The sequence below is a fragment of the Pseudomonas sp. S2_B07 genome (assembly GCF_054668435.1).
Genome location: NZ_CP162769.1, coordinates 2,766,185 through 2,779,982 on the forward strand (window position 1 = coordinate 2,766,185; position 13,798 = coordinate 2,779,982).

The window sequence follows — 13,798 nt, forward strand, 5'->3', positions numbered from 1 at the left end:
ACCACGATTCCGGCGTCAGCAATTCACAACCCGGTCTGCAAGGCTGCTGAAAGCTTCCCGCTCTATATTCAGCAGCCTCAGCGGACGGATAACCGGGACTCACCCGGAGACACGCCTGATGAGCGAGCTTTTTTACAACGCTGTGCCGAACGCGACCCGCGTCGCCCCGCCACTGCCCGAGCCTCGGCAATACCCCAGCGAGAAACCGTCACGGGTGTACCTGTTCGGGACTTGCGTAGTGGACTTGTTCTACCCGGAAGCCGGGATGGACGCGATCCACTTGCTGGAACGCGAAGGCATTCGTGTCGAGTACCCACAAGGGCAAAGCTGCTGCGGACAACCCGCCTACACCTCGGGTTACACCGAGCAGGCAAGGACCGTGGCGCGTTCGCAACTGGCGCTGTTCGCCGGAGATTTTCCGGTGGTGGTGCCGTCGGGATCGTGTGCCGGGATGTTGCGCGAACACTATGCCGACTTGTTCAAGGACGAGCCGGACACGTTGAAGCAAGTCCAGGCGCTCGCCGCCCGGACGTACGAACTGGCCGAGTTCCTGCTGTTTGTCTGCAAGGTGCAGCTCAAGGACAGCGGTGAGCCGGTCAAAGTGGCGTTGCACACGTCGTGCTCGGCACGCCGGGAAATGAACACACACCTGCACGGTCGCGAGTTATTGGCGCAACTGAGCAACGTGGAGCGGGTCAATCACGACCACGAAAGCGAATGTTGTGGCTTCGGAGGGACGTTCAGCGTCCGTATGCCAGACATTTCCGGCGCGATGGTGGCGGACAAGACCCGGTCGTTGAAGGAATCTGGCGCGCACACGGTACTCAGTGCCGACTGCGGTTGCCTGATGAACATCAACGGCTCACTGGAGAAACAGCAGGAAGCATTGCGCGGCCAGCACCTGGCCAGTTTCCTCTGGCAGCGAACCGGAGGTGCCCGATGAGCACTTCCACGATTATTCCGACGGTCAGCGTCGACGAAGATTTTCGTGCCCGGGCTCACAAGGCGTTGGACGACAAGCAACTGCGAAACAACTTTCGCACTGCGATGGATTCACTGATGACAAAACGGGCAGCGTCCTTCAGCGATGCCCACGAAAGAGAACATTTGCGATCGCTGGGCAATGCTGTCCGCGCCCGTGCGTTATCCAAGTTGCCCGACTTGCTCGAGCAGCTTGAACAGAACCTGACCCGCAACGGTGTGACAGTGCACTGGGCGGAAACGGTGGACGAAGCCAATGGCATCGTCCTCTCGATCATCCGCGCTCACGAGGGGCGGCAAGTGATCAAGGGCAAATCGATGGTCAGCGAAGAGATGGAGATGAATCATTTCCTCGCTGATCAGGGCATTGAATGCCTGGAATCGGACATGGGCGAGTACATCGTCCAGCTCGACCACGAGAAGCCTTCACACATTATTATGCCGGCGATCCACAAGAATGCCGGTCAGGTCGCGTCCTTGTTCCACGACAAACTTGGCGTGGAATACACAAAGGACGTTGACCAACTCATTCAGATCGGTCGCAGAGTCTTGCGGCAGAAATTCTTCGAAGCGGACATCGGCGTCTCCGGTGTCAACTTCGCCGTGGCCGAAACCGGCACCCTGTTGCTGGTGGAAAACGAAGGCAACGGGCGCATGACCACGTCGGTGCCACCGGTGCACATCGCCGTCACCGGTATCGAAAAAGTCGTGGAAAACCTGCGCGACGTGGTGCCGCTGCTGTCACTGCTGACCCGTTCGGCGCTGGGCATTCCGATCACCACCTACGTCAACATGATCTCCGGGCCGCGCAAGGCGCATGAACTCGACGGTCCTCAGGAAGTGCACCTGGTCTTGCTCGACAACGGTCGCAGCCAGGCATTTGCCGACAGCGAACTGCGCCAGACCCTGAACTGCATCCGCTGCGGCGCCTGTATGAATCATTGCCCGGTCTACACCCGAATCGGCGGCCACGCCTATGGGGAGGTTTACCCTGGGCCTATCGGAAAAATCATCACGCCGCACATGGTCGGCCTGGCGAAAGTCCCGGACCACCCCAGCGCCTCATCGCTTTGTGGTGCGTGTGGCGAGGTCTGCCCGGTAAAAATCCCGATCCCTGCATTGCTGCGTCGCCTGCGGGAAGAGAACGTCAAAGCCCCGGACAGCCCGCATCAAGTCATGCGCGGCCAAGGCAGCAAGTATTCGCGCAAAGAACGGTTCATCTGGAATGCCTGGGCGAAGCTCAACAGTTCGCCGACGTTGTATCGGCTGTTCGGTTTCTTCGCCACACGGCTGCGCGCGCTCACGCCGAACAATATCGGCCCGTGGACGCAGAACCACAGCGCCCCCAAACCCGCCGCCCGCTCACTGCACGACATGGCCCGCGAGCATTTGGCCAAACAGGGAGACCGTTGATGAGCGCCAGACAAAACATCCTCGCCAAGTTACGGAAAAGTCTGACCGGCACTACGCCGGTGCCTGACGAGTTCGACGTCGAACTGGTGACAGCGCCCTACACCTACACCGCTGAACAACGCATTCCGCAGCTGCGCAAATTGATGGAAGCGGTGCACACCGAAATCCACCTGACATCGGGCGAAGGCTGGCCTTCGCTGCTGGCCCGGTTGTTACAGGATCGTCAGTTGCCCAGCCTGTTGATCGCGCCGACTACACCTCACGGGGAACACATCACTCAGCATTGGGCGAAAAATCCGGGGCTGCCGGCGCTCAAAGCCTACGACCGCCCGATTGAAGAATGGAAAGCCGAGTTGTTCAACGAGACTCCGGCCAGCCTCACCGGCACCCTTGGCGCAATCGCGGCCACCGGTAGCCTGATCCTGTGGCCGACGCGGGAAGAGCCGCGCCTGATGAGCCTGGTGCCACCGGTGCATTTCGCCCTGCTCAAGGCCAGTGAAATTCGCGACAACTTCTATCAGGTGCAGCAGGAATTCAACTGGGCCCACGGCATGCCGACCAACGCCTTGCTGGTGTCCGGCCCGTCGAAAACCGCCGACATTGAACAGATCCTCGCCTACGGCGCGCACGGTCCGAAAGACCTTGTCGTGTTGATCCTGGAGGACCAATGAGTCTACCGGCGGCTTTCCTTAGAGATGCACAGCAACTGATCCCCCAAGCGCGACGTTTCGACGACCCGCTGTCGACATTGGCCTTCGGCACTGATGCCAGTTTCTATCGGCTGATTCCGCAACTGGTAATTCGCGTCGAGTCCGAAGACGAAGTGGTGGCGCTGCTCAAACTGGCGCAACGGGATCAGGTCCCGGTGACCTTCCGCGCCGCCGGCACCAGCCTGTCTGGCCAGGCTATCAGCGATTCGGTGCTGATCGTGTTGGGGGATAACTGGAACGGTCGCGAGATTCGTGGCCAAGGTACGCAAATCCGCCTGCAACCGGGCGTGATCGGCGCACAAGCCAACGCCTGGCTGGCCCCGTTCGGACGCAAGATCGGCCCGGACCCGGCCTCGATCAACGCCTGTAAAATTGGCGGCATCGTCGCCAACAACGCCAGCGGCATGTGTTGCGGCACGGCGCAGAATACTTATCACACGCTGGCCGGCATTCGGCTGGTGCTGGCCGATGGCAGCCGCCTCGATACCGAAGACGCGGCCAGTGTGGCGGCGTTTCGACAAAGCCACGCCCCGTTGCTTGAACGTCTGGCCACGTTGGGCCGCGAGACGCGCGCCAACGCCGAACTGGCGGCAAGAATTCGCCACAAATACCGTCTGAAAAATACCACCGGCCTGTCACTCAATGCCTTGGTGGATTTCGACGAGCCTGTGGATATCTTGAGCCACTTGCTGGTGGGCTCCGAAGGCACCCTCGGCTTTATCAGCGCGGTGACTTACGACACGGTGATCGATCACCCGAACAAAGCCTCGGCGCTGATCGTGTTCCCGGACGTGGAAACCTGCTGCAACGCCGTGACCGTACTGAAAAGCCAACCGGTGTCGGCCGTGGAACTGCTGGACCGTCGCAGCCTGCGCTCGGTACAGGACAAACCCGGCATGCCCGCTTTCGTACAACAGCTGTCGAACAATGCTTGCGCGCTGCTGATCGAATCCCGCGCCGCATCGTCCACTTTGCTTCAGGAACAACTGGCGCAGATCATGGCGTCGCTGACCTCGTTCCCGGTGGAAAAACAGGTCGACTTCACCGAAGACCCGGTGGAAAACGCCCGCCTCTGGGCGATCCGCAAAGACACCTTCCCCGCCGTCGGCGCCGTGCGCAAAACCGGCACCACGGTGATCATCGAAGACGTGACCTTCCCGGTGGAACAACTGGCCATCGGCGTCAATCGCCTGATTGAGCTGTTCGACAAACATCACTACGACGAAGCGATCCTTTTCGGACACGCACTGGAAGGCAATCTGCACTTCGTCTTCACCCAAGGCTTCAACAACCCGGAAGAAGTCGCACGCTATCAGGCGTTCATGGACGACGTGGCGCAGTTGGTGGCGGTGGAATTCGGTGGCTCGCTGAAGGCCGAACACGGCACCGGGCGCAACATGGCGCCCTTCGTCGAACTGGAATGGGGCAGCGATGCCTACCAGTTGATGTGGCAGCTCAAACGCCTGCTCGACCCCAATGGCATTCTCAATCCGGACGTGGTGCTCAGCGAAGATCCACAGATCCACCTCAAGCACCTGAAACCGTTGCCGGCCGCCGATGAGATTGTGGATAAGTGCATCGAGTGCGGTTTCTGCGAACCGGTGTGCCCGTCGAAAGGCCTGACCCTGAGCCCGCGTCAGCGCATCGTGATCTGGCGGGATATTCAGGCGAAAAAACGCGCAGGCGTTGATACCACCGAACTCGAAGCCGCTTACGAATATCAAGGCATCGACACCTGCGCGGCCACCGGTCTCTGCGCGCAACGCTGCCCTGTCGGCATCAATACCGGCGAGCTGGTGAAAAAACTCCGCAGCCGCAACGCAACGCGTACGAAAACCGCCAACTGGCTGGAAGGTAATTTCGCCACGGCACTGCAAGGTGCGCGTTTCACCCTGCACGTTGCCAATGGCGCACGGATGCTGCTGGGAGCGCCACGCCTGGCGAAGCTGTCGGCGACGCTGACGAAGCTGTCCAAAGGGCAGGTCCCGCAGTGGACCAACGCCATGCCGCAGCCGGAAAAAGCCATTCGCTTCAGCCCGACTGTGTCGGACGAACGCCCCCGGGTGGTGTACCTGGCGGCGTGTGTGTCGCGAGTCATGGGCCCGGCGGCGGGTGATAAAGAGCAGATGTCGCTGTACGACAAAACCCGTGGACTGCTGGAAAAAGCCGGTTACCAAGTGGTCTTCCCGGACAATCAGGACAACCTCTGCTGTGGCCAGCCATTCGCCTCAAAAGGTTACGCCGAACAGGCCGAACACAAACGCCAGGAACTGATCGGCGCCTTGCTGCACGCCAGTCGCGGCGGGCTCGACCCGATTTACTGCGACACCAGCCCCTGCACGCTGCGGCTGGTTCAGGACCTGGGCGACGTTCGACTGGACCTGTACGACCCGGTGCGATTCATCCGTACGCATTTGATGGATCGCCTGGATTTCACACCGCAGGAAGCGCCGATTGCCGTACACGTCACGTGCAGTACCCAGCACCTTGGCGAGAGCCAGGCGTTGATTGATCTGGCGCGCAAGTGCAGCAAAACCGTGGTCATTCCTGAAGGGATTCACTGCTGCGGGTTTGCCGGTGACAAGGGTTTCACCACGCCGGAACTGAACGCTCATTCGCTAAGAACGCTCAAGGACGCGGTGCAGCAGTGCAGCGAGGGGATTTCCACCAGCCGCACCTGTGAGATCGGGCTGTCGCAACATGGCGGCATTGATTACCACGGGCTAGTCTATCTGGTGGACCGCGTTACCCAGGCTAGGGCGACCTGAGCAAGACCTCAAGGAAGGCGCATTCAAGCGCTTTTTTTAGTGTTTCTTGCCAGAACCGACAGCAGTACAGCAAAAATTTAGAACCCTGACGTGCCGCCGCAGTCCACTGATCAAGTCCCGCAAAAGTGGGACCTTCCCAACACTCGGCAGCCCGTCCTGATGGTCAGAATGACTGGCCTCAGTTCAAGGAGATACACATGAAACGTTCTGTACTGTTTGGTCTGTTCGTTACTGCCTCACTGCTGGCTTCCCCCTCGTTTGCCGCCGAAAAAGATCTATGCGCGGTCAATCTGCAAACCATCGAAAACGCACAGGCACAGATTCCTGCGGAGATGGCTGACCAGGTAGCGGACTCCGTCAAGCAAGCCAAAGCGGACCATGCAAAAGGCACCAAGGAAGGTACTGACGCTTGCATCGCCGAGACCAATGACACCATCAAGATGATCAAGGACGCGAACAAAGGCGGGAAGTAACCCGGCTCTGGGCCGACCTTCGGGTTGGCACGCTGGCTCTAACCGATACACATCCAAAACCCGCCAATTGCGGGTTTTGGTGCATTTGGGGTTTGATAATCCCTTTTAGTGCCATTGCTTCCATCAGTCAGTTTTTCCATAGCTTTTTTTGCACAAACCGAATTACTGTGCCGCGCCGTAGTCTTTTAGATAAGCCCCGCAATCGTGGCTGACTATCCGCTCGAGGAGATACCCATGAAACGTACCGCACTCGCTGGTCTGTTCATTTGCGCTGCAATGTTGGCCTCTCCGGTATTTGCTGCGGACAACAACCTGTGTACGAGCAAGCTGCAAGAGCTCGAAGCCAAAGTGAATTCGCTGCCAGCGACCGCCACCAATGCGCCGGAGATCAAAAGACTGTTGGCCAGCGCCAAAGCGTCACAAGCCGCCAAAGATGACAAAAAATGCGCCACCGAGGCCAGTCAGGCATTGGCGATGGCCAATTGAACAACGAACCAACCCATGATCAATCGAAGCCCACCTTGCGGGTGGCCTTCTGAAGCGTGTTGGCGTACACTGCACAGGCCTGTTGCTCACTTTGATTCACCGAGTAGCAGGCTCGGGGCCGTTTAGGATTCGACGCCGGTTGCGAAACTTTAGGTGCATGCCGAGTTGGTAACAGAACTCGTAAATCCACTGTTGCAACTACTTATAGTTGCCAATGACGAAACCTACGGCCAGGAATTCTCTCTCGCTGCGTAAGCAGCTTTAGATCCTGAGCTTCTGGTACCTTCGGGTCCAGCAATCACCAGGGGATGTCTGTAAACCCAAAGTGATTGTCATATAGAACAGAATCGCCGTGCAGTACGTTGTGGACGAAGCGGCTAAAACTTACACAACTCGCCCAAAGCACCCTGCCCTTCGGGTCGCTGAGGGTTAACTTAATAGAAACGGCTACGCATGTAGTACCGACAGCGGAGTACTGGCGGACGGGGGTTCAAATCCCCCCGGCTCCACCAAATCCGAAGCAAAACAAAACCCGCCAAGTGCGGGTTTTGTTGCATCTGGGGGTTGGTGATTTTTTGATCTGCCCTGCGGCTGCACTCTGGCGTCCGCAAAGTCGATGGGTTCGGCCCTCGTCGTTTTGCCTCCACTGCACGCGCAGAGCAATACCGGTTACCTTTCCCGGCAAAGCATTTCGCCCACCAGCTATGGAAGCGCTACGTGTCCAGCTATACACATGAAGACCTGAAACGACGCGCATTCGAGCGAGCAGCTTGGGTGTTGCAACATCACTGGGAAGAGCAAAAGGATTTGTTGCCTCGCGCGGCCCGTGTGCACTCCAGGATATTCGATACCCTTATCCACTCAAGGCACCTCATCTATGGGACCTCTGTAAAAGGGACTGGGCACACAGAGCACCTTGTCCCTTGCGCACTGATCCGTGACCAGGCTTTCAATATGTTCTGGGAGGGCAAGGATGTCGGAGCAGTTGCTCTGATGCTTCAGCGAACACTAAAAATCGCCCATATCACCAAAGAAGAAGCAAGGTTGCTCGACGTCGACCTTGGCTTAAAAACGACTATGCCCGGTGAATGGTGCTTTGAAACAGGCGAGGTGACCGCGCGACTTGATAAAGCGATGATTAAACTGACATTGGTTGATCCGGGTTAATAGCTAGCGCCCCCCCGAGGTTAGCAAAGTTCGGGACGCACCCTCTTGCGTGTCGCTGGCGCGAACTTGACTGACAATCGCCAAAACGGATGCTAGAGATGGTCGAAAAATGGGGACAGATTTATTCCTTCAAAATAAATCTGTCCCCTTTTCCAGGCCGCCTCGTATCGCTGAGATCTTAAACCTCAGTTACGGCAACTGTATCGCTGGCTGCATTTAACACTAACACCCCACCCCAAGGCTCAATGTCTAACGTACCGCCAGCCCCAACCCTCCGCATCTGAGGGTAGCGACGGGTAGAAATTTGCCATAAGAAGATTTTCAGTCGAAGCTGTGCCTACAAAATCCGGGCGACTCAGATGCGAAAAATGCGGATACACCGTTTTAGCGGCGCGTGGCGCGTGAACGTTAAGAATTTTGAGCATCTATTGCCAAGGTCTGATTGACATGGTATCGAGGTGCCATCATATTGCTGCTTTTGAATTAACGGCAAAGGAAAGCAAATGGATATTTTATCCAGCATTCTTCACAAAATTCACAAAGATTCCAAGCAAACGAAAGTCGTCACAATCACACCACGAAAAACTTTGTTTGACACCAAAGATCAAGCTGTCATTGATCTGCTTGGCGGCGCAGTTAGTGCATTTCGGAAAACAAGTTCGAAAGGTTATGCAGTTTTTCAGAAGAGTGTAATTGCGTACCCCTTTTCTGATCAACTTGATAAATATCTAACCAACTCATGCGACTTCATGACTTTCTCTATATCTGCGATGGATATCTTGAAAGCGCAGATGACCAAGGAAGCTCTTGCCACTGGCGGATACATTCTATTTTGCCATTACAAGCTCAACCAGTCAGATTTTCTGCTTATAATGCAACTTAAGATAAAGCCCGGAACAGGCATTGACGAGATAACTTTAGATGTAATGGAAAATATAAACTTAGACATCGACCACCTGCATGAGGCGGCTAGAATCAACGTCGCTAATTGGCGAGCGGCGGATGGAAAGTATATATCCTTTGTAAAAAAAGCAAGCAACTCGCAACCAACTAAATACTTTAGAGATTTTATAGGCTGCGATGAATTCGAAGATGCAAAAGCACAGACTAACGAATTAGTCCTGGCTGTTGAAGGTTATTGCGACAGCCTAAAACTAACCCTTGAACAAGCAAATGAAATAAAAGAAAAAGTATTTTTCTACTGTGAAGAGAAGAAAAAAGAAGGGCAACCTATTTCTTTGGCCGCACTCGCAACTAGAATAAATGAAAAAGACCCAACAGCATTTATCAAGTATATAGACGACAACCTACTGGCTGTGCCCGATTCTTTTGATCCAATTAAGGATGCATATAAACATCTGAAGCGTGTTGGAGGCAAAGATAAAGATCTGACGATTAACTTCAATAGATCTTTGTTGGGAAAGCGCGTAGTCTATGATAAAGTCAAGGGTGAGCTATTAATTAAACAGCTACCTCAAGAGCTTAAAGACGAACTCGATAGTAACTGACAATGACTCAAGATGAATGGCTTGCCGCATGCGTCAGACTTACTGAGGTAATGGGAACTCCCTCCCTTACCGACGGGAGCCTTGACGGCGATTTTCAGCTGACAGCTGAATTACGTGCAATCCTTAAAAATCTGGAATCCTCGAATCACTTTCTTGATCGTACAAAAGTGTTTGGGCGGTCTGACGGTGACAGGGTTAATATTTCTGTAGATGTGCCTAGAACTTCTAATGCATTTTATGCTGAAGACTGGACGGATTTACTAACGACTGGAAGCTTTTCCTGGGATCCACCTACTGAGTATTTCATACTAAAAGGTAGCTCTCAGGCTCACCGGGAAAATTACGCAAATATCGTTAGAGTTGCGCGCGCTCTTGAATTGGCGGCTGATTACGTTGATCCTGATGCCTCTAGCCGCAAGTTAATATACTTGGGCAAGAAAAAATTAGAAATGTTTATCATTTATTCCGACTTAAACGTTACGCTGATAGAGGAGGACATCAAAGGGGTTGAGCTATTCCTCCAAGATGCTGATAAGCATAAGAATCAACGTCACTCAATTATAAAAGCCAGCCTTCAGGAGGCTGTCGGAGGAGGTGCAGCCGATGAAATTTTTGCCTTGCTGCTCAAGAAATTTACAGCATTTTCGCGCTCAGTGGAACATGGCTATGCGCTATATGTAAGCGAGTTTTCTTATGAGAAAATTCTCGAGGATGCAACTAAGGCAAAGTTAGACTTTCATATAAGAATCAATAAACTTATTTCTGAAATGCAGAATCAATTGCTAGCAATTCCTGCGGCATTTATTTTTGTTGGCACTCAGTTTAAGAGCGGCGCCGGGTTTGACATCTCAAAGATAAGCTTGATATTTGGGGTTCTAATATTCGGGGTATTAATGGATATTTTGGTGCGAAACCAAAAAGATTCTATGAGCGCGATTCAGCACGAGATTGATGCGGAGATACTAAAACACATAAAAATTAGCGCAAAAATCAAACCGCAAATTGAAGAAATTTTCCTCCCGCTAGTTGATCGAAGTAAAAAATTTAATCTAAAAATGTTTATCATTGAGTTTTCAGTGTCAACAATTATTGCTTTTACAATGATTTTGACGCTTGGGGGATTTTGATAAGGCCCGTATTCGAATGGAAGAGCACTTCTGCTTCTCCGGGAAAACTCGACACCTCGCGAAACATCAGGAGTGCTTGATTTACAATATCTCCAATTGCTTCGAGGCATATACATAAACCGATTGTTTCTCTTTCCGCGCTGCTATATATCACAATGATACCAAACTATAAGCTGACGGAAAAAATTTCTGAACATTAACCGCCGCTTGTGTCGGGTGCCATTGTAAATTACGAAGTTGTTAGGCCCTGTCCAGAGTCTGTTTTTGTGTGAGAGCCGTCCAGTGGCGACTGACGTAACTAGCCAACTCCCGCCTGTAGTGACCGGCAGAGAGCGGCCAGAAGCTGCTATTCGGATGCATCTAGGAAATCCGGGACAATTCAAGTAGTCACATTGCGAGGACCACACTACAGCGCTGAAAACATATCATCCATCGGCTCACGTAATTGCTCTAACTGCCGCTTTAACTCCGCAATGGTTTTTTCATGACTAACGATTTCAGCCTGGTGACTAGCGATCAATCGTTGCAAGCCTTCAGCCTTATCAAATAGCTCGTCTGTCAGACCGTTTACTGGTTGAAAATTTAATATTGAGCTAAAGGATATTTTTTTGTCTACAGAAATATAATCTTCAAGCTCCATCTGATCGACTAATGTCTTGAAATCCGTTTCTGATGTTACTGTCAAGAATGTTTTCTTTGAAGAAACATAGACCACAGATTTCTTTTTCTGTCTTAGTAACTGCATGACATTACTAAGTGTACCTGGACTTTTGCAATCCCAAATCATAAGCCCTATATCAGAATCATCAGCCATCTTCAAATCTTTCGCTACATAGTAGTCCCTTCCTTTTGATTCAATAGGAGGGTCTACACATACGACAGGCCACCCTCCTTCATTATTTCTAGGTGTTTTTCCTGTGCAATAAACTTTCACCGAAGAAAAACCATTCATTAAAAGGTACTGCTGAACAGACTTATCAACCCCTCCAGCATCACCAATCAAAACGGTCATTCCCGAAGAAATAACATTATCCAGCCTAGATCTAACTACCTCATCTAGCCTTTTAATTTTAATTGATCCGGATATAAACAAATTCTTCATTCAGCCCGTCCGCGTCAAAACAATAACCGATATACTGAATATTTTAGCGTATTTCTTTAATGCCGTACAAGCTGCTTCTATAGAAGCACCTGAGTCATAAAGATCATCAATTATCAGCGCATTCCAATTTGAATCATTAAGATTCTCTTTAACTTCAAAGCACCCTTCCAGTGCAGCCACTTTATCATCATACGATTTCAAATCTTTCATAGCACCAGTGGACTTAACCTTAACTAGCGTACTGTCGCTATAAACAACGCCCAACATGTCAGCCACTTTGCTAGCAACAGCATATACAGGCTGGTTAGCGCGTATTTTGCTTGCGGGCATAGGGATTACTATATGTATCTTCGGGAATCTGTTGTCTTGCAACGCTTCAATTATTGACTCGGCTAAGAAATCGACTTGGGCAAAGTCACCTTTATATTTAAGCTGATAAACAGCTTCTCCTATATCCGTTCTCAGGGTATCGAATTGCATATGCCCATATTCATTCTCGCCGATAGGGACACTCCGTATTTTATGCTTATCAAGACTTACCGCGTAACCCCATACGCCTGTGCTGGGTATTTGTATGATTACCATTTTTCGTCCTTGTATTAATGGAGTTTTCGATGTCTCGATCATCGAAAGCCTACGCAAGCATTGGTAGGCTGTTTCATCATATCCTCCAGTTGAGCTGCCGACCAGAGCCTACCTTTACGCTTCGAGTTTTTTATAATTGCTACTCATCAGCACTTCAGGTAACGCCAATATTTGATAGGCAAAGGGCCCCTGACTTCCTGCATGTTTTCGACAGGCCGCTTTGGGTTCTGGATTGCTACCTGCTGTCCCGAAAGCTAGAACAAGTTCACCGCTCATCATCGATACGAAGCACGCTAGGCAGCGCAGATGTGCACGGCTGCCAGATCGAATACAAGCGGGCGATCAAATGGAGTTCTGTTTCGCGCGGTATTCCAGTTGGTATTCCAAACCAAACACAAAACTAATATTTATTATAAAATTCAATAATATAGGAGACCAAACCAGATTACCCCGGCCCACCAAATCCGAAGCAAAACAAAACCCGCCAAGTGCGGGTTTTGTTGCATCTGGGGGTTGGTATGTTGCAGCTCCCATTCCTCGGGTTGCGCGGTTCAACACAATCAGGCCTATGCTGTCGTCCTACTCCCAAGGATGGCGCCATGAAATTCAAAACACTGATTGTCGTGTTAACCCTCTCCCTGACGTCCGGCTGTGCGTACTACAACGACCGCACCACCGACACCAGCAAGAACGGGCGGATTGCCTGTGATGCCGAGCCAGCCAATCAGCCGGGGTGTTACACGAAGCAGTCGAAGGACTGGAATTGGGGTGGGTTGAAGTTTGGGGTTGGGGCTTCGAACTAGGCTCTGAACCCCGAGGTGTTCGCCAGACCGCTGACCCCTTGTAGGCGTGAGCCTGCTCGCGACGGCCGTGTGTCAGTCACCCTCCTTTTTGAATGTACGATGGCTATCGCGAGCAGGCTCACTCCTACAAAAAGCAAATCCGGTGTGAGGCCAGGATCTACACCACTTTCAGCTCAACCGAAACATGCCCCCGCGTCATCCGTGAATACGGGCACATCTGATGCGCAGCGTCGGCCAGCTCACGCTTCACCCCATCTTCCAGCCCGGGAATGTTGACGTTCAACCTGACCGCCAACTGAAAATCCCCACCACTGGTTTTACCCAGATCCACCTCGGCATCCACCGACGTGTCTTCCGGCAATTTGATTTTCATCTTGCCCGCCGCCACCTGGATCGCGCCGATAAAACACGCCGAATAGCCCAGCGCAAACAGTTGCTCCGGGTTGGTGCCGGGCTTGCCCGAGCCGGGGGAGCTGAAGGTGACGTCGAGTTCGCCATCGCTGGACTTGCCGGTGCCGGTGCGACCGCCGACGGTGTGGGTTTTTGCGGTGTACAGAACGGTTTCCAGTGCAGTACTCATGGCCGTGACTCCTGAAGGGAAGCGACAGAGTAGGCAAGCCTAGCAGCGCAGCGTCCGCGCATCGGTGACGTTGGTCGGATGAAAAAAAGGCACTG

At 52.8% G+C, this 13,798-nt stretch carries 13 protein-coding genes and 1 other RNA gene; 11 read left to right on the forward strand and 3 right to left on the reverse strand.

The window, feature by feature from the left end:
- Nucleotides 1-118: 118 nt before the first annotated feature.
- From AB4N43_RS12840 to AB4N43_RS12885, 10 genes are all read left to right on the forward strand, one after another.
- A complete protein-coding gene (locus AB4N43_RS12840; protein WP_460154111.1) occupies nucleotides 119-943 on the forward strand; it encodes a (Fe-S)-binding protein in 825 nt (274 codons plus the stop codon).
- Nucleotides 940-2,394 carry a LutB/LldF family L-lactate oxidation iron-sulfur protein gene (locus tag AB4N43_RS12845; protein WP_460154112.1) on the forward strand — a complete coding sequence of 485 codons (1,455 nt, stop codon included), beginning with the start codon at nucleotides 940-942 and terminating at the stop codon, nucleotides 2,392-2,394. Before AB4N43_RS12840 ends, AB4N43_RS12845 begins: the two co-directional genes overlap by 4 nt.
- On the forward strand, nucleotides 2,394-3,065 hold the full coding sequence (locus tag AB4N43_RS12850) for a LutC/YkgG family protein (RefSeq protein WP_194940823.1): 672 nt from the start codon (nucleotides 2,394-2,396) through the stop codon (nucleotides 3,063-3,065). The genes AB4N43_RS12845 and AB4N43_RS12850 overlap by 1 nt, the downstream gene beginning before the upstream one ends.
- Nucleotides 3,062-5,872 (forward strand): FAD-binding and (Fe-S)-binding domain-containing protein, encoded by a 2,811-nt coding sequence (locus AB4N43_RS12855; protein WP_410922636.1) that lies wholly within the window; start codon nucleotides 3,062-3,064, stop codon nucleotides 5,870-5,872. Before AB4N43_RS12850 ends, AB4N43_RS12855 begins: the two co-directional genes overlap by 4 nt.
- 197 nt (nucleotides 5,873-6,069) lie before the next feature.
- On the forward strand, nucleotides 6,070-6,345 hold the full coding sequence (locus AB4N43_RS12860; RefSeq protein ID WP_460154113.1) for a hypothetical protein: 276 nt from the start codon (nucleotides 6,070-6,072) through the stop codon (nucleotides 6,343-6,345).
- Between the two features lie 234 nt (nucleotides 6,346-6,579).
- Entirely contained in the window at nucleotides 6,580-6,831 is a 252-nt protein-coding gene (locus tag AB4N43_RS12865; protein ID WP_027924436.1) for a hypothetical protein, read from the forward strand.
- 114 nt (nucleotides 6,832-6,945) lie between these two features.
- Nucleotides 6,946-7,343: a transfer-messenger RNA gene (ssrA, locus tag AB4N43_RS12870) on the forward strand.
- Between the two features lie 205 nt (nucleotides 7,344-7,548).
- Nucleotides 7,549-7,998, forward strand: coding sequence for a hypothetical protein (locus AB4N43_RS12875; RefSeq protein WP_050590209.1), 450 nt, complete (start codon nucleotides 7,549-7,551; stop codon nucleotides 7,996-7,998).
- A gap of 503 nt (nucleotides 7,999-8,501) precedes the next feature.
- A complete protein-coding gene (locus tag AB4N43_RS12880) occupies nucleotides 8,502-9,506 on the forward strand; it encodes a nucleoid-associated protein (protein ID WP_460154114.1) in 1,005 nt (334 codons plus the stop codon).
- Nucleotides 9,507-9,508: 2 nt separating this feature from the next.
- The gene (locus AB4N43_RS12885) at nucleotides 9,509-10,633 is read left to right on the forward strand and encodes a hypothetical protein (RefSeq protein WP_460154115.1); all 1,125 of its coding nucleotides are present in this window, start codon (nucleotides 9,509-9,511) and stop codon (nucleotides 10,631-10,633) included.
- Between the two features lie 406 nt (nucleotides 10,634-11,039).
- On the opposite strand, the gene AB4N43_RS12890 is transcribed toward AB4N43_RS12885, so the two are convergent.
- Both AB4N43_RS12890 and AB4N43_RS12895 read right to left on the reverse strand, forming a co-directional pair.
- A complete protein-coding gene (locus AB4N43_RS12890; RefSeq protein WP_460154116.1) occupies nucleotides 11,040-11,735 on the reverse strand; it encodes a hypothetical protein in 696 nt (231 codons plus the stop codon).
- Nucleotides 11,736-12,320 carry a ComF family protein gene (locus AB4N43_RS12895; RefSeq protein ID WP_460154117.1) on the reverse strand — a complete coding sequence of 195 codons (585 nt, stop codon included), beginning with the start codon at nucleotides 12,318-12,320 and terminating at the stop codon, nucleotides 11,736-11,738.
- A 599-nt stretch (nucleotides 12,321-12,919) separates the two neighbouring features.
- Between AB4N43_RS12895 and AB4N43_RS12900 the strand changes: the two genes are divergently transcribed.
- Nucleotides 12,920-13,123, forward strand: coding sequence for a hypothetical protein (locus AB4N43_RS12900; RefSeq protein ID WP_032833564.1), 204 nt, complete (start codon nucleotides 12,920-12,922; stop codon nucleotides 13,121-13,123).
- Between the two features lie 157 nt (nucleotides 13,124-13,280).
- On the opposite strand, the gene AB4N43_RS12905 is transcribed toward AB4N43_RS12900, so the two are convergent.
- Nucleotides 13,281-13,703 (reverse strand): organic hydroperoxide resistance protein, encoded by a 423-nt coding sequence (locus AB4N43_RS12905; protein WP_059181649.1) that lies wholly within the window; start codon nucleotides 13,701-13,703, stop codon nucleotides 13,281-13,283.
- Nucleotides 13,704-13,798 lie beyond the last annotated feature (95 nt).

Excerpts from the sequence above, each read along its gene's own strand:
- AB4N43_RS12845 (WP_460154112.1), top strand. The coding sequence starts at position 940 with ATGAGCACTTCCACGATTATTCCGACGGTCAGCGTCGACGAAGATTTT.
- AB4N43_RS12850 (WP_194940823.1), top strand. The coding sequence starts at position 2,394 with ATGAGCGCCAGACAAAACATCCTCGCCAAGTTACGGAAAAGTCTGACC.
- AB4N43_RS12895 (WP_460154117.1), bottom strand. The coding sequence starts at position 12,320 with ATGGTAATCATACAAATACCCAGCACAGGCGTATGGGGTTACGCGGTA.
- AB4N43_RS12890 (WP_460154116.1), bottom strand. The coding sequence starts at position 11,735 with ATGAAGAATTTGTTTATATCCGGATCAATTAAAATTAAAAGGCTAGAT.
- AB4N43_RS12885 (WP_460154115.1), top strand. The coding sequence starts at position 9,509 with ATGACTCAAGATGAATGGCTTGCCGCATGCGTCAGACTTACTGAGGTA.
- AB4N43_RS12860 (WP_460154113.1), top strand. The coding sequence starts at position 6,070 with ATGAAACGTTCTGTACTGTTTGGTCTGTTCGTTACTGCCTCACTGCTG.
- AB4N43_RS12840 (WP_460154111.1), top strand. The coding sequence starts at position 119 with ATGAGCGAGCTTTTTTACAACGCTGTGCCGAACGCGACCCGCGTCGCC.
- AB4N43_RS12905 (WP_059181649.1), bottom strand. The coding sequence starts at position 13,703 with ATGAGTACTGCACTGGAAACCGTTCTGTACACCGCAAAAACCCACACC.
- AB4N43_RS12900 (WP_032833564.1), top strand. The coding sequence starts at position 12,920 with ATGAAATTCAAAACACTGATTGTCGTGTTAACCCTCTCCCTGACGTCC.
- AB4N43_RS12865 (WP_027924436.1), top strand. The coding sequence starts at position 6,580 with ATGAAACGTACCGCACTCGCTGGTCTGTTCATTTGCGCTGCAATGTTG.
- AB4N43_RS12880 (WP_460154114.1), top strand. The coding sequence starts at position 8,502 with ATGGATATTTTATCCAGCATTCTTCACAAAATTCACAAAGATTCCAAG.
- AB4N43_RS12855 (WP_410922636.1), top strand. The coding sequence starts at position 3,062 with ATGAGTCTACCGGCGGCTTTCCTTAGAGATGCACAGCAACTGATCCCC.